A 22,319-nucleotide genomic window follows, 5' to 3' on the forward strand; every position below is an offset into this window, starting at 1 on the left:
AATGACAAAGATTCGGGTTCTGGTGGTAGACGACTCTGCCTTTATGAGGAAGCTGATCACCGATTTTTTAGAAGAAAGCGGCTTTATAGAAGTGGTGGCTGCAGCGCGCAATGGGCAAGATGCCCTGTCAAAAATCAGCCAATTGGATCCTGATGTTATTACGCTAGATATCGAAATGCCTGGCCAAAACGGTCTGCAGATATTAAAACAGATCATGGAGGATTCCCCAAAACCTGTGATTATGCTGTCCAGCACCACAAAAGAAGGGGCAGATCATACGATTCAGTCCCTGCAGCTTGGCGCGATAGATTTTATCGCAAAACCTTCGGGAGCGATCTCTCTTGACCTCCATAAAGTAAAACAGGAATTAATTCAAAAAGTAAAGACGGCAAGCCGTTCAGGGGTTAAAAAAATCAGTTCTATAAGAATTGAACCCATCCAATCAAATAAGAAGACTTGCGTGCAAAGGTACACTAAACATCTCGTCTGCATCGGAACTTCCACAGGAGGCCCAAGAGCTCTTCAGCAGGTCTTGCCAAGGTTGCCGGCAGATCTTGAAGCTCCAGTTTTTATTGTACAGCATATGCCAGAAGGGTTTACTTCTTCTTTAGCTGCAAGACTGCATGCTCTTTCAGCCATAAATGTAAAAGAAGCTGAAGATGGCGAGCTTGCATTAAATGGAACAGCCTATATTGCGCCAGGCGGATTTCATATGAAGATTGCAGGGGATAAAAACCGGATGGTCATCAGGCTTGATAAAGAAAATCCGCGGAGCGGCCACAGACCCTCTGTTGATACAATGTTTGAATCAATAAGCATGCTTCAAAATATTCATAAAGTGGCTGTTATTATGACAGGCATGGGGGCAGACGGAACAGAAGGATTAAAGAAATTAAAGCAGTCAGGAGATCTGCATGCCATCTCAGAATCTGAAAAAACGTCGATTGTTTTTGGAATGCCGAAGAACGCTTTTCAGACAAAAGCAATTGATGAAGTTTTAGATGTACAGAATATTGCTGCTTCTATTATGAAATTTATTCGAGGCTAAGGGGAGTAAACTTAAATGGATATGAGTCAATACTTAGAGGTCTTCATTGAAGAAAGTAAAGAACATTTGCAGTCTTGTAATGAAAAGCTGCTGGAGCTGGAAAAAAATCCTGCAGATTTATTGATTGTTAATGAAATTTTCCGTTCAGCCCACACATTAAAAGGCATGAGTGCAACGATGGGCTACAGTGATTTAGCTAATTTAACCCACCAAATGGAAAACGTGCTCGATGCCATCCGCAATGAAAAACTGCAAGTATCCGATGTCCTTCTTGATGCGGTCTTTCAGGCCGTTGATGACCTTGAAGAAATGGTTTTATCCATTGCTGAAGGCGGAGACGGAAAAAAAGATGTCAACAACGTGATTGCCAAGCTGAAAAAGATTGAAACGGGTGAATCTGAGAAAATGGAACATGCAGTTGAAGCAACAGCCCTCACAGCCATGAAAGAATTTGATGATTTTGAACGGACAGTCCTTCAGCAGTCTAAAGAGCAAGGCTTTCATACATATGAATTGACGATTAAATTAAGAGATGATTGTCTCTTGAAAGCAGCGCGTGTTTTTATGGTTTTTGAAATAGCTGAAAAGCTCGGAGAAGTCATAAAATCTGTTCCTTCAGTTGATTTGCTTGAAGAAGAAAAATTTGATCAGCAATTTCAGCTTGCTTTTGTTACTAAGGAATCTGCAAATGAAATCGAAAGACAAATTATGAAGGTTTCTGAAATTCAATCTGTTGAAATTTCTCCGCTTTCGATGGATGAAAGATTGATAGAAAAAGAACCTGCTCAATCTGATGAAAGTGCTGCAAATTCCGAACAGACAGCTGCAAAAGATGAAGCAGCTGTATCTAAAGCTGCCGTACAAGCAAGCTCAAAAACGATCCGCGTGAATATTGACAGGCTTGACAGTCTCATGAATCTTTTTGAAGAACTTGTGATTGACAGAGGAAGGCTTGAGCAAATCTCAAAGCAGCTGAAAAATAACGAGCTGCATGAAACAGTGGAGCATATGTCGCGAATATCAGGAGATCTTCAAACAATTATCCTGAACATGAGAATGGTACCTGTTGAAACTGTTTTCAACCGTTTTCCCCGCATGATCAGGCAGCTTGCTAAAGACTTAAATAAAAAAATAAATCTTGAAATTAACGGTGCTGAAACGGAGCTTGACAGGACTGTTATTGACGAAATCGGAGATCCGCTCGTACATCTTTTAAGAAATGCAATTGATCATGGAATTGAATCGCCTGAAACACGGCTTAAGCACGGAAAGCCAGAAGAAGGCAAAGTTGTCCTCAGGGCTTATCACAGCGGAAACTATGTCTTCATTGAAATTGAAGATGACGGAAATGGCATCAGCAGAGAAAGAGTGTTAAAGAAAGCGATTGACAGAGCAATTGTATCAGAAAAAATGGCTGAGACACTTTCTGATAAGCAGGTATATGAATTGATTTTCTCTTCCGGGTTTTCTACGGCAGAAACGATATCAGACATATCCGGAAGAGGTGTTGGGCTTGATGTGGTCAAGAATACCATTGAAGCTCTTGGAGGCTCAATTTCAATCGATTCAAAAGAAGGTGCTGGTTCTTTATTTTCCATCCAGCTTCCCCTCACACTGTCTATCATTTCTGTGATGCTTGTCAAACTTTCGAATGAAACATTTGCTATTCCGATATCTTCAATCATTGAAACGGCCGTGATCAGCAAAGATGAAGTGATGAGTGCACATAATCAGAAAGTCATTGACTTCAGAGGCAGAATTGTACCGCTTATCTCCCTTTCAGAAGTATTTGAAGTTCCGGCTGAAAACGAAGAAGATTCACATCTTGCTATTGTTATTGTAAAAAAAGGAGATAAAACGGCTGCATTGACAGTGAGTTCATTTATTGGCCAGCAGGAAATTGTTCTAAAGTCACTGGGTCAGTACCTTCACTCTGTTTTTGCTGTATCAGGTGCAACGATACTTGGCGATGGACAAGTAGCTTTAATCATAGATTGCAATGCTCTTATCAAATAGTTTAGTTATCGAATAGGGGATGTAGAAATGACGGATACAATCAAAAAACAGATGAAAATGATTGTTTTTCAATTAAATCACGAAGAATACGGAATTTCAGTCGATAAAGTGCGCTCTATTGAAAAAATACAGACCTTTACACGTGTTCCCGGGACAGAGCCTTTTGTTAAAGGTGTTATCAATTTAAGAGGGATTGTCACGCCGATTATTGATCTGCGGACAAGATTTCATCTCGAGCAGAAGCCATTTACAGACAGTACCAGGATCATTGTTGCTTCATTAGATCAATTTGAGGTCGGGTTGATCGTCGATGCTGCTAATGATGTCATCGATTTGGCAATGGATGAAGTGGAACCTGCTCCTGAGGTTGTCGGTGCAGTAGAGGCAGAGTATGTAGAAGGTATTGCTAAAATCGGCAGACGCCTGATTATTCTTCTTGATTTGAATAAAGTGATGACAGCAGACAAAACGTTTGCTCTTCAATCTTAAGGTTCTTATTTATGAATGATTTTAATCAGCTTACAGCAATGCATTTGGATATTTTAAAAGAAGCGGGAAATATAGGAGCCGGTCATTCGGCTACAGCACTTTCGGCTCTTTTGAATAAAAGAATTGAAATAAAGATTCCTGATGTCAGCCTGCTTTCATTTAATGAGCTGACAGAACGTTTAGGCGGGCCGGAAATGGCAGTGGCCAGCCTTTACTTTAGAATTGAGGGGGATCTGCCGGGTTCCATGTATTTTATCTTATCAATTGAACAGGCCGAAAGGTTTATCAGGAATTTGACTAAGGATCCAGGGTTTAACATAGAAAATATTGAACAAGAAGAAATTGGAACTTCTGCCCTCAAAGAGCTCGGTAATATTGTGACAGGGTCATATTTGACTGCATTGTCTGACTTTACAGGTCTCAGCCTGTATCCATCTGTTCCAGGCCTTTCTATTGATATGTTCGCAGCCGTCATTACACATGGACTGATCGAAGTTTCGCATGTGAGCGATTACGCCATTGTTATTGACACAGCTATCCAAGAATTCGGCGGTGAGAGCACAGAAGTGATTCAAGGCCATTTTTTCCTGATGCCGGACCCGGACTCTTTTGATAAACTCTTCAAATCAATAGGGGTATAACAGCATGACTCAAATAGTGGAGATTGTAAAAGTCGGAATAGCTGAAAAAGATGTTGTAGAACCGCCAAAGTGGATTCGCACATCCGGCCTTGGTTCTTGTGTCGGGCTTGTACTTTATGATGAATTCAGAAAAATAGCAGGTCTGGTTCATGTCATGCTTCCTGATTCAGCACTCGCCAAGTCAGGAGTGCAAAATCCTTCAAAGTATGCAGATACCGCAGTCAAAGAACTTATCAGACATGTTATTTCATGCGGAGGACGCAAAGGATTGTTAAAAGCAAAACTTGCAGGAGGTGCGCAAATGTTTCAATTTCATTCTGAAAACAGCATGATGCGCATCGGTCCAAGAAATGTTGAAGCTATACTCAAACAGCTTCATCAATTGCACATTCCCGTTGTCAGCATGGATGTAGGGGGAAGCAGCGGAAGAACAATCGAATTCGATCCCGCTACCTGCATGATGCATATTAGAACGGTCAATCAAGGATCTAAAACGATATAAAAAACACACCAGAAATTAAAAATCACAAATCTGAAGGGGAGAAAAATGATACAAGCAGCAAAAATCGAAGAACAAGAGCATTGGGACAAATGGATTCACTGCCGCGACAATGATGCGTGCGATGCGCTGATTAAGAGATACATGCCGCTTGTAAGCTACCATGTGCAGCGCATCTCAGTAAGTCTGCCAAAATCAGTAAATAAAGAGGATTTAAAGAGCATCGGAATGATCGGGTTATATGACGCTCTTGAAAAATTTGATTACAAAAGAGATCTAAAGTTTGAAACGTATGCTTCTTTCCGGATAAGAGGCGCCATTTTAGACGGTCTCAGAAAAGAAGACTGGCTGCCGCGAAGTGCAAGGGAAAAAGCTAAAAAAGTGGATGCGAGCATAGAGCGTCTTGAGCAAAAGTATTTGCGGAACGTGATGCCAAGCGAAGTTGCAAAGGACCTTGAAATGTCAGAAGATGAAGTAACCCACATAATGAATGAAGGTTTCTTTGCAAATGTTCTTTCAATAGACGACCAAAATCACGATCAGGATGAACAGGAGCATCATTCGAAAATGGTTCTTAGAGACGAGAAGTCGATTTCTCCCGAAGAAAAAATCGTGAAGGATGAGCTGATCATGCAATTAAGTGAAGTCATCACCGGCCTCTCTGAAAAAGAACAGCTTGTAGTCAGTTTATTTTATAAAGAAGAACTGACGCTTACAGAAATCGGACAAGTAATGGGGCTTTCGACATCGCGCATTTCCCAAATCCACTCGAAAGCACTGTTCAAATTAAGAAATTTACTTGAAAAAATGATTCAATAATGAATCAGCATAAGTCTTAAAACAAGTGAGTGAACAAACTATATGACTGTCGTTTTATTAATCATCAGCATGATTCTCCATGCTGCAGGGTTTTATTTTATTGCCCTTTTATACTTAAAATATCAATCAGTTAAACAATCAGAAGAAAAGCAAGCAGCCATCCTTGAAGAAGCAGAGCAGTCGCTTGCAGCTTATATGATTGAATTTAAGGAAGAGAATGAAAAACTGATAGCCGGAATTAAAATGGCCAAGCAGACAGATATAAATATAGGTAGAAACAGCTCTCATCCGCATAAACCAGTGACAGAACCCGAAGAACCGGAATTTCCGGTTGTCCGTATAGCCCATGAAGATCAGCTGGAGTTATCAGACCCGATTGAAAAAGTCCAGCCGGAATCAGAAGAGAAAAAGATTATTTCCCTGTTTCAACAAGGGTTATCTTCTGAGGAAATAGCGAAAAAATTAAATAAAGGGAAAACAGAAGTTGAGCTTTTGCTTAAATTCCGTCAAAACTAGTCGATATTTGCTTGCTTATGATCAATCCTTATGATATATTAATTTTTGGTGTTAATACACACGCCATAGATTTGGGCAATGGTGCTGTTTATAACAGTTTTGCCTAAAGATGATATGTGCGGAGGAGCAAAAACCATTTAGGAGGAAATACAATGTCAGTCATTTCAATGAAGCAACTACTTGAAGCAGGTGTTCACTTCGGTCATCAAACACGCCGCTGGAACCCTAAAATGAAACGTTACATCTTCACAGAGCGTAACGGCATCTACATCATCGACCTTCAAAAAACAGTTAAAAAGGTTGAAGAAGCTTACCAATTCACGAAAGAACTTGCTGCAAACGGCGGTACTATTCTTTTCGTTGGTACAAAAAAACAAGCTCAAGATTCTGTTAAAGAAGAAGCTGAGCGTTCAGGCATGTACTTCGTTAACCAACGCTGGTTAGGCGGAACGTTAACAAACTTTGAAACAATTCAAAAGCGCATCAAACGTCTTAAAGACATCGAAAGAATGCAAGAAGACGGCACTTTCGAAGTACTACCTAAGAAAGAAGTTGTTCAGCTTAACAAAGAGCTTGAGCGTCTTGAAAAATTCTTAGGCGGAATCAAAGACATGAAAGGTCTTCCTGATGCATTGTTCATCATTGACCCTCGCAAAGAGCGTATTGCAGTTGCTGAAGCTCGTAAATTAAACATTCCGATCGTTGGTATCGTTGATACGAACTGTGATCCAGATGAAATTGATTACGTTATCCCTGCAAACGATGATGCTATCCGTGCAGTTAAGCTTTTAACTTCTAAAATTGCTGATGCAATTCTTGAAACAAAACAAGGTGAAGAAACAACTGCTTAATTAGGTTGAAAGGTGATAAGAGGGGAATGCCTTTTATCACCTTTTTTAAAGAGGCTCCCTTACACTGAAGGGGGCGACCTTTAATATTGAAGCAAACAGCATTCATTTATGAATGAAAACAATACATAACGCCGAAAACGGCCACATAATAAGGAGGAAAACTCTCATGGCAATTACTGCTCAAATGGTAAAAGAACTTCGCGAAAAAACTGGTGCAGGCATGATGGACTGCAAAAAAGCTTTAACAGAAACAAACGGTGACATGGAAAAAGCAATCGACTTCCTTCGTGAAAAAGGAATCGCTTCTGCATCTAAAAAAGCAGACCGCGTTGCTGCAGAAGGCTTAGCACTTGTTAAGTCAGAAGGCAACGAAGCTGTTATCCTTGAAGTAAACTCAGAAACTGACTTCGTAGCTAAAAACGAAGGCTTCAAAGAACTTCTTGATGCACTTGCAACTCATTTGCTTGCTAAAAAACCTGCAAACCTTGATGAAGCTATGACTCAAACAATGGACAACGGTTCATCAGTTGCTGATTTCATTAATGCTGCAATCGCAAAAATCGGCGAGAAAATCACGCTTCGCCGCTTTGAAATTGTAACAAAAACAGACAGCGACGCATTTGGTGCTTACCTGCACATGGGCGGACGCATTGCTGTATTAACTGTTCTTGAAGGAACTACTGAAGAAGAAACTGCAAAAGATGTTGCTATGCATGTTGCTGCAGTTAACCCTAAATATATCGGACGCGACGCTGTTAGCGAAGAAGAAGTAACTCGCGAGCGCGAAGTATTATCTCAGCAAGCTCTAAACGAAGGCAAGCCTGCTAATATCGTTGAGAAAATGGTAGAAGGCCGTCTTGGCAAATTCTTCGAAGACATTTGCCTTCTTGAGCAAAGCTTCGTTAAAAACCCTGATTTAAAAGTTAAACAATTCGTAGAATCTAAAGGCGCTTCAGTGAAGAGCTTTACTCGCTACGAAGTTGGCGAAGGCATTGAAAAACGCCAGGATAATTTCGCTGAAGAAGTTATGAACCAAGTCAAAAAATAATCAAGTCTGTTCCGCCTGCTAAAAGCAACAGCTTTAGCAGAAGACAGAAATGAGTAAATGAAAGACAGGGAACACACATCTGTGTTCCCTCTTTTTAAAAAATCATTTACACGATATTTAGATCTATTGGAAAAGACTTGGAGGTCATTATGAGCAAACCTAAATATAATCGTATTGTACTTAAATTAAGCGGTGAAGCTTTAGCTGGAAACGACAGCTTTGGCATAAAGCCTGCCGTCATTCAATCCATTGCTAAGCAAGTAAAGGAAATAGCAGAACTGGACGTAGAAGTTGCTGTTGTAGTCGGCGGCGGAAACATCTGGCGCGGTAAAATCGGCAGTGAGATGGGCATGGACCGTGCGACAGCAGACTATATGGGGATGCTTGCTACAGTCATGAATTCACTTGCTCTGCAGGACAGCCTTGAAACGTTTGGCATTCAAACCCGTGTTCAAACTTCCATTGAGATGCGTCAAGTGGCAGAACCGTACATAAGAAGAAAAGCGATCAGACACCTTGAGAAAAAACGGGTTGTCATCTTTGCTGCCGGTACAGGAAATCCGTATTTCTCTACTGACACAACAGCTGCACTGCGTGCTGCAGAAATTGAAGCTGATGTCATTCTGATGGCAAAAAACAATGTCGACGGAGTTTATACAGCTGATCCTAAAAAAGACGCAACAGCCGTTAAATATGAAACACTTTCTTATCTGGATGTTCTAAAAGAAGGTTTAGAAGTAATGGATTCAACGGCTTCATCACTATGCATGGATAATGATATTCCGCTTATTGTCTTCTCTGTAATGGAAGAAGGAAATATTAAACGTGCGGTATTAGGCGAAAATATCGGAACTATTGTAAGGGGGAAATAATTATGGCAAAACAAGTGCTGTCACAAGCGAAAGACAAAATGGAAAAAGCAGTATCTGCATTCAGCAGGGAACTTTCTACTGTCCGTGCCGGACGTGCAAATGCATCATTGCTTGATAAAATCGTTGTAGACTATTACGGTGCTCCAACACCTGTAAATCAATTAGCTTCTATCAATATTCCTGAAGCAAGATTGCTTGTTATCCAGCCTTATGACAAAACAGTCTTAGGCGAAATTGAAAAAGCGATTTTAAAATCAGATCTTGGTTTAAACCCGACAAATGACGGATCTTTAATTCGTCTTGCTATTCCTGCACTTACAGAGGAACGACGCAAAGAGCTTGCAAAGCTTGTTAAAAAATATGCAGAAGAAGCGAAAGTTGCTGTCCGCAATGTTCGCCGCGATGCAAACGACGACTTGAAAAAGCTTGAAAAAAATGGCGAAATCACAGAAGATGAACTTCGCAGCAACAATGAGAATGTTCAAAAAGCAACAGATGATTTCATCAGCAAAATTGATGCAATTGCAAAAGATAAAGAAAAAGAAATCATGGAAGTTTAAGAAAAAACTCTGTACAATGGAATTGTGCTTAAAAGACCCTCTAATGTTTACAGGGGGTTTTTTTGTTAATACTGTTAACATTGTTGCAGTATATGAGACCGCAGAATGGTGATGGAGGAATCACATGCTTGGCAAACTGAAAAAATGGAGAAATCCTAACCGCGAGCAATCGGAATTCTCAAAAGAAGAAATTCTGAAACGGGAAATTCCGGAACATATTGCAATTATTATGGATGGAAATGGCCGCTGGGCTAAAAAAAGAGCTCTTCCCCGAATTGCCGGACATCATGAAGGCATGAAAGTTGTCAGAAAAATAACGAAGCTTTCTAATGAACTAGGAGTTAAAGCCTTAACTTTATATGCTTTTTCTACAGAGAACTGGAAAAGACCAAAAACGGAAGTAGATTACTTAATGAAGCTGCCTGAAGAATTTTTGGGAACATTCCTGCCGGAACTTGTAGAAGAAAATGTGCAAGTGAGAATTATTGGAGAAGAATCCAAAATTCCTGTACATACACTTCGCGCTGTGAAAAAGGCAAAGGAAGATACGAAAAATAATGATGGACTTATCCTGAACTTTGCCCTGAATTATGGCAGCCGAGCTGAAATGATTTATGCGGTCCAGGGAATTGTTCAGGACGTTGAGAAGGGCAGCATCAGCTCTGAAGACATTAATGAAGCATTATTTTCACAATACTTAATGACAAAAGACATGAGAGATCCGGATTTGCTGATTCGAACAAGCGGAGAAATCAGACTGAGCAATTTTATGCTATGGCAGCTTGCATATTCTGAATTTGTCTTTACAGACGTGCTTTGGCCGGACTTCAGCGAGGATCATTTACTTGCAGCCATTGATGAATACCAGCATAGAGGGCGAAGATTTGGCGGCTTATAAGAAAAAGGTGACAGAGTGAAACAACGAATAATAACTGCCATAATCGCTTTGGCCGTTTTTTTGCCGGCCGTTATCTATGGACGTGTTCCTTTTACTATATTTATATATTTATTAGCTTCCATTGCCCTATATGAACTGCTGAAGATGAAGCGAATTACGATCCACAGTGTACCGGGGCTTCTCAGTTTATTCTTGCTTTGGGTTCTATTAATCCCCAGTAACTACATAAACTTATTAGATGAATTCAGCATAACAAAAATAGAAATTGCATTGCTTGGTGTACTGTTATTCTTGTGTTACACCGTTGTGACAAAAAACAGATTTTCCTTTGATGATGTAGGATTCACTATTATAGCAACCATGTACATCGGAATCGGATTTTTTTATTTTATTGAAATGCGAAACATTGGCCTTTATTCAATCATTTATGCCCTGCTGATTATTTGGGCTACAGATTCAGGCGCTTATTTTATCGGGAAATCTGCAGGTAAAAGAAAGCTGTGGCCGGAAATAAGTCCAAACAAAACGATAGAGGGTTCAATTGGAGGCATCTTCTGTGCCGTTATCTTCGCGTGGATCTTTCAATCTTTGACTGACTTTGCCGACTCCTATTTCAGCATCACGCTAATCACTGTTTTGCTGTCGATTTTTGGACAAATTGGGGATTTGGCCGAATCAGCACTAAAGCGTCATTATCAAGTGAAAGATTCAGGGCATATTCTGCCTGGACACGGGGGAATCTTAGATCGCTTTGACAGTCTGATTTTTGTGTTGCCGATCATGCATTTCTTGTTTTTGTTCTTTAACTGAATAGATTCTCTGTGACAAACGAATGGGAGTGACATGGTGAAGAAGATTAGCTTATTGGGTGCAACAGGTTCAATTGGTCAGCAAACGCTGGATGTAATTAAATGTCATCCCGATCAATTTCAGCTTGTTGCCTTGTCTTTTGGAAGTAATTTGGAGCTTGGCAGAAAAGCGATTTGTGATTTTTCTCCAAGTCTTGTAGCTGTTAATGATTTTAAAGCATATTCACAGCTGAAAGAAGAATTTTCGAACATAACGTTTACATATGGTGCAGAAGGCCTTATAGAAGCAGCTGTTATTTCAGAAGCTGAAATAGTAGTTAATGCAGTTGTTGGGAGTGTCGGTCTATTGCCGACTTTAAGAGCTATTGAATGCGGAAAAACGATTGCGCTTGCAAATAAAGAAACTCTGGTTACTGCCGGACATCTTGTAACAGAACATGCAAGGAAACATGGTGTGGATCTTCTTCCGGTAGACAGCGAACATTCCGCTATTTTTCAATGTCTGCAGGGTGAAAATCCTAAATCACTGGAAAGACTGATTGTGACAGCGTCCGGCGGAAGCTTCCGCGACAGAAAAAGGGAAGAGTTGGCAGATGTAACAGTGGAGGATGCGCTCAATCATCCGAATTGGTCCATGGGTGCCAAAATCACAATCGATTCTGCTACTATGATGAACAAAGGCCTTGAAGTGATTGAGGCACACTGGCTCTTTGATTTGCCGTACGAAAAAATAGAGGTTCTGCTTCATAAAGAAAGCATTATTCACTCTATGGCAGAGTTTCATGACAGAAGTGTGATTGCGCAGCTTGGATCTCCGGATATGAGAGTGCCCATTCAATATGCATTATCCTATCCAGAACGATTGCCGCTTTCATCAACCAAGCAATTGAATCTGTGGGAAGTAGGCAAGCTTCATTTTGAGAAAGCAGACTTTGAAAGATACCGCTGCTTACAATTTGCGTATGATTCAGGTAAAATAGGCGGTACAATGCCAACTGTGCTGAATGCCGCAAACGAAGAAGCAGTAGGAGCATTTTTAAAAGGACAAATTGCTTTCCTTCAAATTGAAGATCTCATTGAAAAAGCTTTGACAAAACATAGTGTGATATCAAACCCGGATTTGCATATCATTCAAGAAGTGGACAAAGAGACAAGACAATTTGTTCAAACATTATATTCATAAAGGTGGTCATGAAACGTGAATACCGTTTTAGCGTTTGTTATTATTTTTGGAGCACTCGTATTCTTTCACGAGCTGGGACATTTAGTTTTAGCAAAACGGGCAGGTATTTTATGCCGTGAATTTGCAATTGGGTTTGGACCGAAAATCTTTTCATTCATGAAAGATGAAACTGTCTATACCATCAGACTCCTTCCCCTTGGCGGATTTGTCCGCATGGCTGGTGAAGATCCAGAAATGATAGAAGTGAAGCCTGGATATAATGTAGGATTGCTGTTTAATAAAGAAGATAAAGTAGAAAAGATCATCCTTAATAATAAGGAAAAATATCCGCGTGCAAGAATCATTGAAGTAGAACAGGCTGACCTTGAACATAAAATGTTCATTTCAGGTTATGAACAGGGCGAAGAGGATGAAATTCTGAAAAACTTTGAAGTGAGCGAAAAATCGTTCTTCATTGTTGATGGTTCTGAAGTTCAAATTGCCCCTTATAACCGCCAGTTTGGATCGAAAACGCTTGGTCAGCGGACAGCAGCGATTATTGCTGGACCTCTGATGAATTTTATATTAGCTTTTGTCCTATTATTCTCCCTGGGTTTTATTCAAGGGGCTCCAATTGATGAACCGATTTTAGGTAAGCTGACCCCAGACGGTTCAGCTGTAGAATCCGGACTTAAAGAAGGCGATGAAATTACATCCATTGAGGGAAAAGTAATGTCTTCATGGAAACAGGTCGTTTCTGTCATTCAGGCAAATCCAGAACAAGAACTGACTTTTGCCATTAACCGCGGCGGTCAAAACATTGAAGTGGAAGTAGTTCCCGAAGCGAGTAAAGTAGGGGAAGAAACGATCGGCAGAATTGGCGCTTATAATCCTGTTGAAAAATCATTTGTAGGCTCATTGAAATATGGAGTAACGGAAACATTCAATTGGACAAAGGAAATTGTGCTTGGACTTGGAAAATTGATCACTGGGCAGTTTTCAATTGACATGCTTTCAGGTCCGGTCGGCATTTATGACATGACAGATCAAGTTGCAAAAACAGGCATCATCAATTTAATGAGCTGGGCTGCCATTCTCAGCATCAACTTAGGTATTGTCAATCTGCTTCCGATTCCTGCACTCGACGGAGGTAGATTATTATTCTTCCTTGTAGAAGCGCTGAGAGGGAAACCGATTGACCGCCAAAAAGAAGGCGTCGTCCATTTTATCGGTTTTGCCTTATTGATGCTGTTAATGCTGGTTGTAACATGGAATGATATTCAAAGATTCTTTTTATAAGGCTTAGCTATGACATGAGAGGGCGCTGTCATTCTTACTCAGACCGTTCTCTCTTATTCTTAAACCAGACTTTTAAAATGTATAAATAGATAGAGGTGCTTGAAGATGAAACAAAGTATGACATTTATTCCTACTTTAAGAGAAGTGCCTGCAGACGCTGATATTAAAAGCCATCAGCTTTTACTGCGTGCAGGCTTCATGCGGCAAAATGCAAGCGGGATTTACAGTTACTTGCCGCTTGCTTCCATTGTCCTGAAAAAAATCGAGCAAATTGTGCGTGAAGAAATGAACCGTGCAGGGTCTTCCGAACTGTTAATGCCGGCACTACAGCAGTCAGAACTTTGGCAGGAGTCTGGCAGATGGTATTCATACGGCCCTGAATTAATGCGGATGAAAGACCGTCACAGCCGTGAATTTGCACTTGGTGCAACACATGAAGAAGTTATTACTTCTCTTGTTAGAGACGAGGTAAAATCGTATAAAAGACTGCCTTTGAATCTATTTCAAATTCAATCTAAATTCAGAGATGAAAAACGTCCTCGCTTCGGCCTGCTTCGCGGCCGTGAGTTTATTATGAAAGACGCCTATTCTTTCCACGCATCTTTTGAAAGTCTGGATGATGTCTACGAAAAAATGTTTCAGGCATACAGCAATATCTTCTCGCGCTGCGGCTTAAATTTCCGTGCAGTCATCGCAGATTCAGGTGCAATGGGCGGGAAAGATACGCATGAATTCATGGTGCTTTCTGATGTAGGAGAAGATACAATTGCATACTCCGATACTTCCCAGTATGCTGCTAACATTGAAATGGCTCCTGTCATTAATCAATATGAAAAAAGCGGCGAAGAAGCTCAGAGTCTTGAAAAGGTGGAAACACCAGATCAAAAAACAATTGAAGAGATTTCTGCGTATTTAAATACAGCTAAAGAAAAATTAATTAAGTCTCTTCTTTTTAAAGTGGATGAGAAATTCGTATTAGTTTTAGTGCGCGGTGATCATGAGGTTAATGACATCAAAATTAAAAACTTATATGGAGCTTCCGTTGTAGAGCTTGCATCGGCTGAAGAGACAAAGCAGGCAGTCGGAGTACTGCCGGGATATGTAGGTCCTGTTGCTGTCAGTTCTGAAGTGGAGATAATTGCAGATATGGCCGTTCAGGCAATCGTAAACGGTGTGTGCGGAGCGAACGAAGAAAACTATCATTACAAAGGCGTGAATATTGAACGTGATGCAAACGTATCTCAATTCACTGATTTAAGATTTATTGAAGAAGGAGACTTATCTCCTGATGGACAAGGCATCATTCAATTTGCAAAAGGCATTGAAGTAGGCCATGTATTTAAACTTGGCACACGCTACAGTGAAGCTATGAATGCTGTGTTCCTGGATGAAAACGGCAGAGCGCAGCCGATGATCATGGGCTGCTACGGAATTGGAGTTTCAAGAACTCTTGCAGCCATCGTCGAGCAATTCAACGATGACAAGGGCATTGTATGGCCTGCAGCTGTTGCCCCGTTCCAGGTTCACTTAATCAGTGCCAATGCTAAAAATGACGTTCAGGCTGAATTAAGTGATAAATTATATGAAGATCTTTTAGATGCTGGATTTGAAGTGCTATACGATGATCGAATTGAACGTGCAGGTGTGAAATTTGCAGATTCTGATCTCATCGGCATTCCAGTAAGAGTTGTGGTCGGAAAACAGGCTGCTGACGGAATCGTTGAAGTGAAAGTCCGCAAAACAGGTGAAGGAATGGATGTCGCATTGTCTGATTTAACTGGCACCATTTCCAATTTATTATCCAAATAAAAAACATGAAGCTCTGATATATTCATGTTATGATAAGTGAATAAAACATTCAAAGGTACCTCGCAAAGAGCGAGGTACCTTCAATTATGAGGATCGATTATTGTAAGAGGGGACGGTTAGAATGGACGAACTTTCGAAAGCTCAAAAAGAGCGGTTTCAGCTTCTGCTTCAGCAAATCGATTTAACAGACGACACTGTTTTTAATCATTTTAGAAACGGTGCAATTACAAAACTTACGGTCCATAAGCTGTCAAAGAAATGGGAATTTCTATTTTCATTTGAGCGGATTCTTCCTTTTGAAGTATACCGGATATTTTATGCGAAATTAACTAAATCGTTTTCACATATAGCTGATGTATCATTTAAAATTACCGTAAATGATCAAACATTTGATGAAAATTTAATTGCAGACTATTGGTCGGTTTGTGTCCAGGAAATGCAGGGGATTTCCCCCCCTATGCTCTCCTTGTTAAATGAGCAAACCCCTGAAGTACAAGGGTTAAAGCTGATTGTAAAAACGAGAAATGAAACCGAAGCAATGGCCATCAAGAAAAAATACACTTCAGTTCTTCAGGACAGCTTTGCACAATATGGCTTTCCGCTCATTCAGCTGGATACGACCGTAAAGATATCAAAAGAAGAAATTCAAAAGTTCCAAGAGCAGAAGAAGCTTGAAGATCAAGAAAAAATGATGCAAGCCATTACAGAAATGGATAAGAAAGATCAAGAACAGGAGGCACCTCAAGGTCCTCTGATGATCGGCTATGCCATTAAGAATGACGAAGAAATCAAACAGATCAGCACGATAGAAGATGAGGAGCGCCGCATCACTATTCAAGGTTATGTATTCGATGCCGAAACAAGAGAGCTCCGGAGCGGAAGAACATTATGCACGTTTAAAGTAACGGACTATACAAACTCCATTTTAGTAAAAATGTTTGCCCGTGATAAAGAAGACGCAGTTCTTTTGCAAACATTGAAAAAAGGCATGTGGGTTAAGGCCCGCGGCAGTATTCAGAATGATACATTTGTAAGAGATTTAGTCATGATTGCAAATGATATTAATGAAATCAAGCCTGAAATTCGTCAAGATACGTCTGATGAAAAAAGAATAGAGCTTCATTTGCACACTCCAATGAGCCAAATGGATGCTGTATCATCTGTCAGTTCATTAGTGGGACAGGCAAGTAAATGGGGACATCCTGCTGTAGCAATCACTGATCACGCTGTTGCACAGTCGTTCCCAGAAGCGTATTCTGCAGGAAAGAAAAACGGCATCAAAGTCCTGTACGGTGTTGAAATTAACCTTGTAGATGATGGGGTGCCGATTGCTTATAACGAGCAGGATCGGCTATTGCCTGAAGCGGCCTATATCGTATTTGACGTAGAGACAACCGGCTTATCAGCTGTATACGACACGATTATCGAGCTTGCAGCCGTTAAAATCAAAAACGGCGAAATCATCGACCGTTTTGAGTCGTTTGCAAATCCACATCACCGTCTATCAGCGACAACCATTGAGTTAACAGGCATTACAGATGATATGGTGGCAACAGCTCCAAATGTTGACGAAGTGCTCCGCAGGTTCAAAGAGTGGGCAGGAGACGACATTTTGGTTGCGCATAATGCAAGCTTCGACATGGGCTTTTTAAACGTCGGCTATAAACAGCTGCTTGGAGAAGGTAAAGCAGCCAACCCTGTCATCGATACACTTGAACTAGGCCGATTTTTATACCCTGAGCTGAAAAGCCACAGATTAAATACACTTGCCAAAAAGTTTGATATTGAGCTCACTCAGCATCACCGCGCAATTTTTGACGCAGAAGCAACCGGATATCTTCTGCTTAGAATGCTGAAGGATGCTTCAGAAAAAGGAATAGAGAACCATAATCAGCTAAACGATAATATGGGGCAGGGAAATGCTTATCAGAGAGCTCGTCCTTATCATGCGATTTTGCTTGCTCAAAATGAAATTGGCTTAAAGAACTTGTTTAAACTTGTTTCGCTTTCTCATATTGATTATTTCTACCGTGTTGCACGAGTGCCGAGATCTCAGCTCACTAAGCACCGCGAAGGGATCCTTGTCGGCTCAGCCTGTGACCGCGGGGAAGTATTTGAAGGCATGATGCAAAAGTCTCCAGAGGAAGTTGAAGATATAGCAGCCTTCTATGACTACATTGAGGTTCAGCCTCCCGAAGTATACCGCCACTTAATTCAGATGGAGTATATTAAGGATGAAATGGCTCTAAAAGAAATTATTACGAACTTGGTGAATCTTGGCGAAAAGCTTGAAAAGCCGGTCGTTGCGACCGGAAACGTACACTATCTTCAGCCTGAAGATAAAATTTACCGCAAGATTCTAGTAAACTCTCAGGGCGGTGCGAATCCGCTGAACCGCCACGAGCTTCCAAACGTTCATTTCAGGCCAACGAATGAAATGCTCGACTGCTTCAGTTTTCTCGGGAAAGAGAAAGCACGTGAAATTGTCATTGACAATACACATCGTGTAGCAGAATTAGTTGAAGAAATTAAACCTATTAAAGATGACCTTTATACACCAAAAATTGATGGTGCAGATGATGAAATCCGTGAAATGAGCTACAGTATGGCGAGAAGCATTTATGGCGATCAGCTTCCGGAAATCGTCGAAGCAAGGCTCGAAAAAGAACTGAAAAGCATCATTGGCCACGGCTTTGCCGTTATCTATCTGATATCGCACAAGCTTGTTAAAAAATCTCTTGATGATGGATACCTTGTTGGATCAAGGGGTTCTGTCGGATCATCCCTTGTTGCAACCATGACGGAGATAACAGAGGTTAACCCGCTGCCTCCTCATTATGTATGTCCTGACTGCAAGCATTCAGAATTCTTTAATGATGGTTCTGTGGGTTCCGGGTTTGATCTTCCGAATAAGGACTGTCCCGAATGCGGAGCTAAATATCATAAAGATGGGCATGATATTCCGTTTGAAACGTTCCTTGGTTTTAAAGGAGATAAAGTACCCGATATCGATTTGAACTTCTCGGGAGAATATCAGCCGAGAGCTCATAATTACACGAAGGACCTTTTTGGGGAAGATAACGTGTTCCGCGCCGGAACCATCGGTACAGTCGCTGAGAAAACAGCCTACGGATATGTGAAAGGCTTTGCTGGAGACAACAACTTAATGCTCAGAAATGCAGAAGTCGACCGGCTTGTTCAAGGCTGTACAGGCGTTAAAAGAAATACCGGCCAGCATCCGGGCGGAATCATCGTTGTCCCGGATTATATGGATATATATGATTTTTCACCGATTCAGTTTCCAGCTGATGCCACAGGTTCTGAATGGAAAACGACTCACTTTGACTTTCATTCCATTCATGATAATTTGCTGAAGCTTGATATTCTCGGACACGACGACCCGACAGTGATCAGGATGCTTCAGGATCTGAGCGGCATTGATCCAAAAACAATTCCGACAGATGATAAAGAGGTAATGAAAATATTCAGCGGGACAGAATCCCTTGGCGTAACAGAAGAACAGATTATGTGTAAAACCGGTACACTCGGAATTCCGGAATTCGGTACCCGCTTTGTCCGCCAAATGCTTGAAGACACAAAGCCGACTACATTTTCTGAGCTCGTGCAAATATCGGGACTTTCCCACGGAACGGACGTATGGCTTGGGAATGCACAGGAATTAATTCACGATAATACTTGTACTCTGAGCGAAGTGATCGGGTGCCGTGATGATATTATGGTTTATTTAATTTATCAGGGGCTTGAACCTTCATTTGCCTTTAAAATTATGGAGTCAGTTCGTAAAGGGAAGGGACTTACACCGGAAATGGTGGAAGAAATGAAAAAGAATGAGGTGCCAGACTGGTACATCAGCTCATGCCTTAAGATAAAGTACATGTTTCCAAAAGCCCATGCTGCAGCCTATGTTTTAATGGCTGTACGCATTGCCTATTTTAAAGTGCATCACGCCCTGCTTTATTATTCTGCTTACTTCACAGTCCGTGCCGATGATTTTGACATCGAAACGATGGTAAAAGGGTCAGAGCCAATTAAAGCGAAAATAGTTGAGATTAATCAAAAAGGGCTTGAGGCATCTCCTAAAGAAAAGAGTTTACTGACAGTTCTTGAACTTGCGCTTGAAATGTGCGAGCGCGGCTATTCGTTCCAAAAAGTAGATCTGTACAGATCCAGCGCAACGGATTTCCTGATTGACGGGAATACTTTAATTCCGCCTTTCAATTCCATTCCAGGGCTTGGAACTAACGCTGCTATAAATATCGTGAAGGCAAGACAGGACGGAGAATTCCTCTCCAAAGAAGACCTTCAGCAGCGCGGAAAGGTTTCTAAGACAATTATTGAATATCTTGACAAACAAGGCTGTCTCGAGTCGCTTCCTGATCAAAACCAGCTGTCTCTGTTTTAATTTTTTTGACAGACGTGTGAATTGGGAAATATTAACTGAATTTTTTCGGGAGAAAAATCTTGCAATATCTCCTGAAATGCCTTACGCAGTTTGATTTTAATTTGCAAAAAATGGCCGGTTATGTTATATTTTTTATGGAAATGCTAACGATAGTTAGAGGCAGAGAGTGGGGCAACCCACTCTTTCGTATTGAGTAGAGATTTTATTGTCTCTTCATTCGGATCGCGTGTTGTGTACATACATTCCCTGCTCAATATGAAGCAGGGTTTTTCAGCAACTATTAGTGTCATATTTGCTTCTATTTCACAAGGAGGAACGGGATGAGCAAAAAAGTTACTGAAATCGTAGCAGAATTAGCTATGCCGATTTTAGATGAATTAACATTGGAATTAGTGGATGTCGAGTTCGTAAAAGAAGGAAAAGAATGGTTTTTGCGCGTATTCATAGATTCAAGTGATGGTATCGACATTGAGCATTGCGCAATTGTCAGCGAAAAACTAAGTGAAAAATTAGATGAAACAGATCCAATTGAACAAAATTATTTTCTTGAAGTTTCATCGCCTGGGGCTGAGCGTCCGCTTAAGAAGGACTCTGACTTCACAAAATCAATCGGCAAAAATGTTTATATTAAAACATATGAGCCTTTTGAAGGCTCTAAAGTATTTGAAGGAGTGCTTACTGCTTTTGACGGTGAGCATGTTATTGTGACAATTTTAATTAAAACACGCAAAAAACAAATTCAAATACCATACGAAAAAATCGCCAGTGCCCGGCTCGCTGTCACATTCAATTAAATAAACTGTTAGATGGATAAGGGGGAAACCGATAAGATGAGTAATGAACTTTTAGATGCCTTAACAATTCTTGAAAAAGAAAAAGGCATCAGTAAAGAAGTGATCATTGAAGCCATTGAAGCTGCTTTGATCTCAGCTTATAAGAGAAATTTTAACCAGGCTCAAAATGTGCGCGTTGATTTAAACCGCGACACAGGAACAATGAGAGTCTTTGCAAGAAAAGATGTAGTTGATGAAGTGTATGACCCAAGACTTGAAGTTTCTGTTGAAGAAGCTCAAAGCGTAAATCCAAGCTATCAAGTAAATGATGTTCTTGAAATGGAAGTTACGCCTAAAGACTTCGGCCGCATTGCCGCTCAAACAGCCAAACAGGTTGTAACGCAGCGTGTGCGCGAGGCAGAACGCGGTGTGATCTACTCTGAATTTGTAGATCGCGAAGAAGATATCATGACTGGCATTGTCCAAAGAATTGATTCTAAATTTATTTATGTGAGCCTTGGCAAAATTGAGGCGCTGCTTCCTGTAAGCGAACAGATGCCAAATGAGAAATACAAGCCTCATGACCGCATTAAAGTATTTATTACAAAGGTTGAAAAAACAACAAAAGGACCTCAAATTTTCGTTTCACGCACTCATCCTGGCTTATTAAAACGATTATTTGAAATTGAGGTTCCTGAAATTTATGACGGCACAGTAGAAATTAAATCAGTGGCGCGCGAAGCCGGCGACCGTTCGAAAATTTCTGTGCACTCAGACAATCCTGAGGTTGATCCAGTCGGTTCATGTGTAGGTCCTAAAGGCCAGCGTGTGCAGGCAATTGTAAATGAATTAAAAGGCGAAAAGATTGACATTGTAAAGTGGTCAAACGATCCTGTACTGTTTGTGGCTAATGCTTTAAGTCCATCTAAAGTTCTTGATGTTAATGTGAACGAAGATGATAAAGCGACAACAGTGGTTGTTCCTGATTATCAATTATCGCTTGCTATCGGAAAAAGAGGTCAAAATGCACGTTTAGCGGCAAAATTGACTAACTGGAAGATTGATATTAAAAGCGAGACAGATGCACTTCAAATGGGCATTTATCCTCGTGCAGGTGCGAATGTTCCGCTTGAGGAAAGCGATGAAGATGAGCCGCTTTTTTCTTTCAATCAAGATGAATTAGATAAGTAAGAGGTGAGGCAATGTGAACAATCAAAGAAAAGTTCCGCTGCGCAAATGCGTGGCAACTGGGGAAATGAAGCCGAAAAAAGAACTTGTTCGTATTGTCCGTTCAAAAGAAGGAGAAGTTTCCGTTGATCCGACAGGCAAGAAGAACGGGCGCGGAGCTTACCTCTCACTTGATAAAGACTGTATTTTACAAGCTAAAAAGAAGAATGTACTGGCTAATCACCTGCAAGTAAAAATTGAAGATGCCATCTACGAAGAATTGCTTCAGCTAGCTGAGAAGGAGAAACATTAATGGTATGGTAAAGCATCAATGGATGTCCTTATTGGGCTTAGCAAATCGGGCAAGAAAGATTGTTTCAGGAGAAGAACTTGTCATCAAAGAAGTTAGACAATCACGTGCAAAACTTGTTCTGCTCTCAAAAGATGCATCAGAAAATACTGCTAAAAAGGTTCATGATAAATGCAGTTTTTACAACATTCCTGTTGTCTCGGTCCCGGATCGGTACCTGTTAGGTCAGGCGATTGGAAAGGATGCTCGAGTAGTTGTGGCATTAGTTGATGCAGGCTTTGCTGCAAAAATGAAAACCTTGCTCGATTAA

21 protein-coding genes are annotated in these 22,319 nt (G+C 40.8%); all 21 read left to right on the plus strand.

Annotated elements, in window-relative coordinates:
* Position 1: 1 nt before the first annotated feature.
* Positions 2-1,048: a protein-glutamate methylesterase/protein-glutamine glutaminase gene (locus tag ABEQ24_RS05315; protein ID WP_430005797.1), complete on the plus strand. Its 1,047-nt coding sequence runs from the start codon at positions 2-4 to the stop codon at positions 1,046-1,048.
* 15 nt (positions 1,049-1,063) lie between these two features.
* Positions 1,064-3,064, plus strand: coding sequence for a chemotaxis protein CheW (locus tag ABEQ24_RS05320; protein WP_430005798.1), 2,001 nt, complete (start codon positions 1,064-1,066; stop codon positions 3,062-3,064).
* A gap of 27 nt (positions 3,065-3,091) precedes the next feature.
* Positions 3,092-3,553, plus strand: a complete 462-nt coding sequence (locus ABEQ24_RS05325) for a chemotaxis protein CheW (protein WP_430005799.1) — start codon at positions 3,092-3,094, stop codon at positions 3,551-3,553.
* Positions 3,554-3,564: 11 nt separating this feature from the next.
* Positions 3,565-4,194: a chemotaxis protein CheC gene (locus ABEQ24_RS05330; RefSeq protein ID WP_430005800.1), complete on the plus strand. Its 630-nt coding sequence runs from the start codon at positions 3,565-3,567 to the stop codon at positions 4,192-4,194.
* Between the two features lie 4 nt (positions 4,195-4,198).
* Positions 4,199-4,696 carry a chemotaxis protein CheD gene (locus ABEQ24_RS05335; protein ID WP_430005801.1) on the plus strand — a complete coding sequence of 166 codons (498 nt, stop codon included), beginning with the start codon at positions 4,199-4,201 and terminating at the stop codon, positions 4,694-4,696.
* 48 nt (positions 4,697-4,744) lie between these two features.
* Positions 4,745-5,512, plus strand: coding sequence for a FliA/WhiG family RNA polymerase sigma factor (locus tag ABEQ24_RS05340; RefSeq protein WP_430005986.1), 768 nt, complete (start codon positions 4,745-4,747; stop codon positions 5,510-5,512).
* Positions 5,513-5,554: 42 nt separating this feature from the next.
* Complete coding sequence (locus tag ABEQ24_RS05345; protein WP_430005802.1) at positions 5,555-6,028, plus strand: DUF6115 domain-containing protein; 474 nt, start codon at positions 5,555-5,557, stop codon at positions 6,026-6,028.
* Between the two features lie 152 nt (positions 6,029-6,180).
* Positions 6,181-6,879 carry a 30S ribosomal protein S2 gene (gene rpsB / locus ABEQ24_RS05350; protein ID WP_223442384.1) on the plus strand — a complete coding sequence of 233 codons (699 nt, stop codon included), beginning with the start codon at positions 6,181-6,183 and terminating at the stop codon, positions 6,877-6,879.
* A gap of 166 nt (positions 6,880-7,045) precedes the next feature.
* Positions 7,046-7,927: a translation elongation factor Ts gene (gene tsf / locus ABEQ24_RS05355; protein WP_430005803.1), complete on the plus strand. Its 882-nt coding sequence runs from the start codon at positions 7,046-7,048 to the stop codon at positions 7,925-7,927.
* 149 nt (positions 7,928-8,076) lie between these two features.
* Positions 8,077-8,799, plus strand: a complete 723-nt coding sequence (gene pyrH / locus ABEQ24_RS05360; RefSeq protein WP_430005804.1) for a UMP kinase — start codon at positions 8,077-8,079, stop codon at positions 8,797-8,799.
* Between the two features lie 2 nt (positions 8,800-8,801).
* A complete protein-coding gene (gene frr, locus ABEQ24_RS05365; RefSeq protein WP_430005805.1) occupies positions 8,802-9,359 on the plus strand; it encodes a ribosome recycling factor in 558 nt (185 codons plus the stop codon).
* A gap of 124 nt (positions 9,360-9,483) precedes the next feature.
* The gene (locus tag ABEQ24_RS05370; protein WP_430005806.1) at positions 9,484-10,257 is read left to right on the plus strand and encodes an isoprenyl transferase; all 774 of its coding nucleotides are present in this window, start codon (positions 9,484-9,486) and stop codon (positions 10,255-10,257) included.
* Positions 10,258-10,272: 15 nt separating this feature from the next.
* Entirely contained in the window at positions 10,273-11,067 is a 795-nt protein-coding gene (locus tag ABEQ24_RS05375) for a phosphatidate cytidylyltransferase (protein ID WP_430005807.1), read from the plus strand.
* A 36-nt stretch (positions 11,068-11,103) separates the two neighbouring features.
* Positions 11,104-12,249 (plus strand): 1-deoxy-D-xylulose-5-phosphate reductoisomerase, encoded by a 1,146-nt coding sequence (dxr, locus tag ABEQ24_RS05380; RefSeq protein WP_430005808.1) that lies wholly within the window; start codon positions 11,104-11,106, stop codon positions 12,247-12,249.
* A gap of 15 nt (positions 12,250-12,264) precedes the next feature.
* Positions 12,265-13,527 carry an RIP metalloprotease RseP gene (gene rseP, locus ABEQ24_RS05385; protein WP_430005809.1) on the plus strand — a complete coding sequence of 421 codons (1,263 nt, stop codon included), beginning with the start codon at positions 12,265-12,267 and terminating at the stop codon, positions 13,525-13,527.
* Between the two features lie 105 nt (positions 13,528-13,632).
* Positions 13,633-15,336 carry a proline--tRNA ligase gene (locus tag ABEQ24_RS05390; RefSeq protein ID WP_430005810.1) on the plus strand — a complete coding sequence of 568 codons (1,704 nt, stop codon included), beginning with the start codon at positions 13,633-13,635 and terminating at the stop codon, positions 15,334-15,336.
* A 121-nt stretch (positions 15,337-15,457) separates the two neighbouring features.
* On the plus strand, positions 15,458-19,759 hold the full coding sequence (locus tag ABEQ24_RS05395; RefSeq protein ID WP_430005811.1) for a PolC-type DNA polymerase III: 4,302 nt from the start codon (positions 15,458-15,460) through the stop codon (positions 19,757-19,759).
* Between the two features lie 320 nt (positions 19,760-20,079).
* Positions 20,080-20,553 carry a ribosome maturation factor RimP gene (rimP, locus tag ABEQ24_RS05400; RefSeq protein WP_430005812.1) on the plus strand — a complete coding sequence of 158 codons (474 nt, stop codon included), beginning with the start codon at positions 20,080-20,082 and terminating at the stop codon, positions 20,551-20,553.
* Positions 20,554-20,589: 36 nt separating this feature from the next.
* Complete coding sequence (gene nusA, locus ABEQ24_RS05405; protein WP_430005813.1) at positions 20,590-21,723, plus strand: transcription termination factor NusA; 1,134 nt, start codon at positions 20,590-20,592, stop codon at positions 21,721-21,723.
* Positions 21,724-21,736: 13 nt separating this feature from the next.
* Positions 21,737-22,012: an RNase P modulator RnpM gene (gene rnpM, locus ABEQ24_RS05410; RefSeq protein WP_133311035.1), complete on the plus strand. Its 276-nt coding sequence runs from the start codon at positions 21,737-21,739 to the stop codon at positions 22,010-22,012.
* Between the two features lie 4 nt (positions 22,013-22,016).
* Entirely contained in the window at positions 22,017-22,319 is a 303-nt protein-coding gene (locus ABEQ24_RS05415; RefSeq protein WP_070877287.1) for a YlxQ family RNA-binding protein, read from the plus strand.

The organism is Metabacillus idriensis, from assembly GCF_050483325.1.
Lineage (GTDB): Bacteria > Bacillota > Bacilli > Bacillales > Bacillaceae > Bacillus_P > Bacillus_P idriensis_A.

Coding starts and splice junctions, on each gene's coding strand:
- ABEQ24_RS05315 (WP_430005797.1), top strand. CDS start 2: ATGACAAAGATTCGGGTTCTGGTGGTAGACGACTCTGCCTTTATGAGG.
- ABEQ24_RS05320 (WP_430005798.1), top strand. CDS start 1,064: ATGGATATGAGTCAATACTTAGAGGTCTTCATTGAAGAAAGTAAAGAA.
- ABEQ24_RS05325 (WP_430005799.1), top strand. CDS start 3,092: ATGACGGATACAATCAAAAAACAGATGAAAATGATTGTTTTTCAATTA.
- ABEQ24_RS05330 (WP_430005800.1), top strand. CDS start 3,565: ATGAATGATTTTAATCAGCTTACAGCAATGCATTTGGATATTTTAAAA.
- ABEQ24_RS05335 (WP_430005801.1), top strand. CDS start 4,199: ATGACTCAAATAGTGGAGATTGTAAAAGTCGGAATAGCTGAAAAAGAT.
- ABEQ24_RS05345 (WP_430005802.1), top strand. CDS start 5,555: ATGACTGTCGTTTTATTAATCATCAGCATGATTCTCCATGCTGCAGGG.
- rpsB (WP_223442384.1), top strand. CDS start 6,181: ATGTCAGTCATTTCAATGAAGCAACTACTTGAAGCAGGTGTTCACTTC.
- tsf (WP_430005803.1), top strand. CDS start 7,046: ATGGCAATTACTGCTCAAATGGTAAAAGAACTTCGCGAAAAAACTGGT.
- pyrH (WP_430005804.1), top strand. CDS start 8,077: ATGAGCAAACCTAAATATAATCGTATTGTACTTAAATTAAGCGGTGAA.
- frr (WP_430005805.1), top strand. CDS start 8,802: ATGGCAAAACAAGTGCTGTCACAAGCGAAAGACAAAATGGAAAAAGCA.
- ABEQ24_RS05370 (WP_430005806.1), top strand. CDS start 9,484: ATGCTTGGCAAACTGAAAAAATGGAGAAATCCTAACCGCGAGCAATCG.
- ABEQ24_RS05390 (WP_430005810.1), top strand. CDS start 13,633: ATGAAACAAAGTATGACATTTATTCCTACTTTAAGAGAAGTGCCTGCA.
- ABEQ24_RS05395 (WP_430005811.1), top strand. CDS start 15,458: ATGGACGAACTTTCGAAAGCTCAAAAAGAGCGGTTTCAGCTTCTGCTT.
- rimP (WP_430005812.1), top strand. CDS start 20,080: ATGAGCAAAAAAGTTACTGAAATCGTAGCAGAATTAGCTATGCCGATT.
- nusA (WP_430005813.1), top strand. CDS start 20,590: ATGAGTAATGAACTTTTAGATGCCTTAACAATTCTTGAAAAAGAAAAA.
- ABEQ24_RS05415 (WP_070877287.1), top strand. CDS start 22,017: ATGGTAAAGCATCAATGGATGTCCTTATTGGGCTTAGCAAATCGGGCA.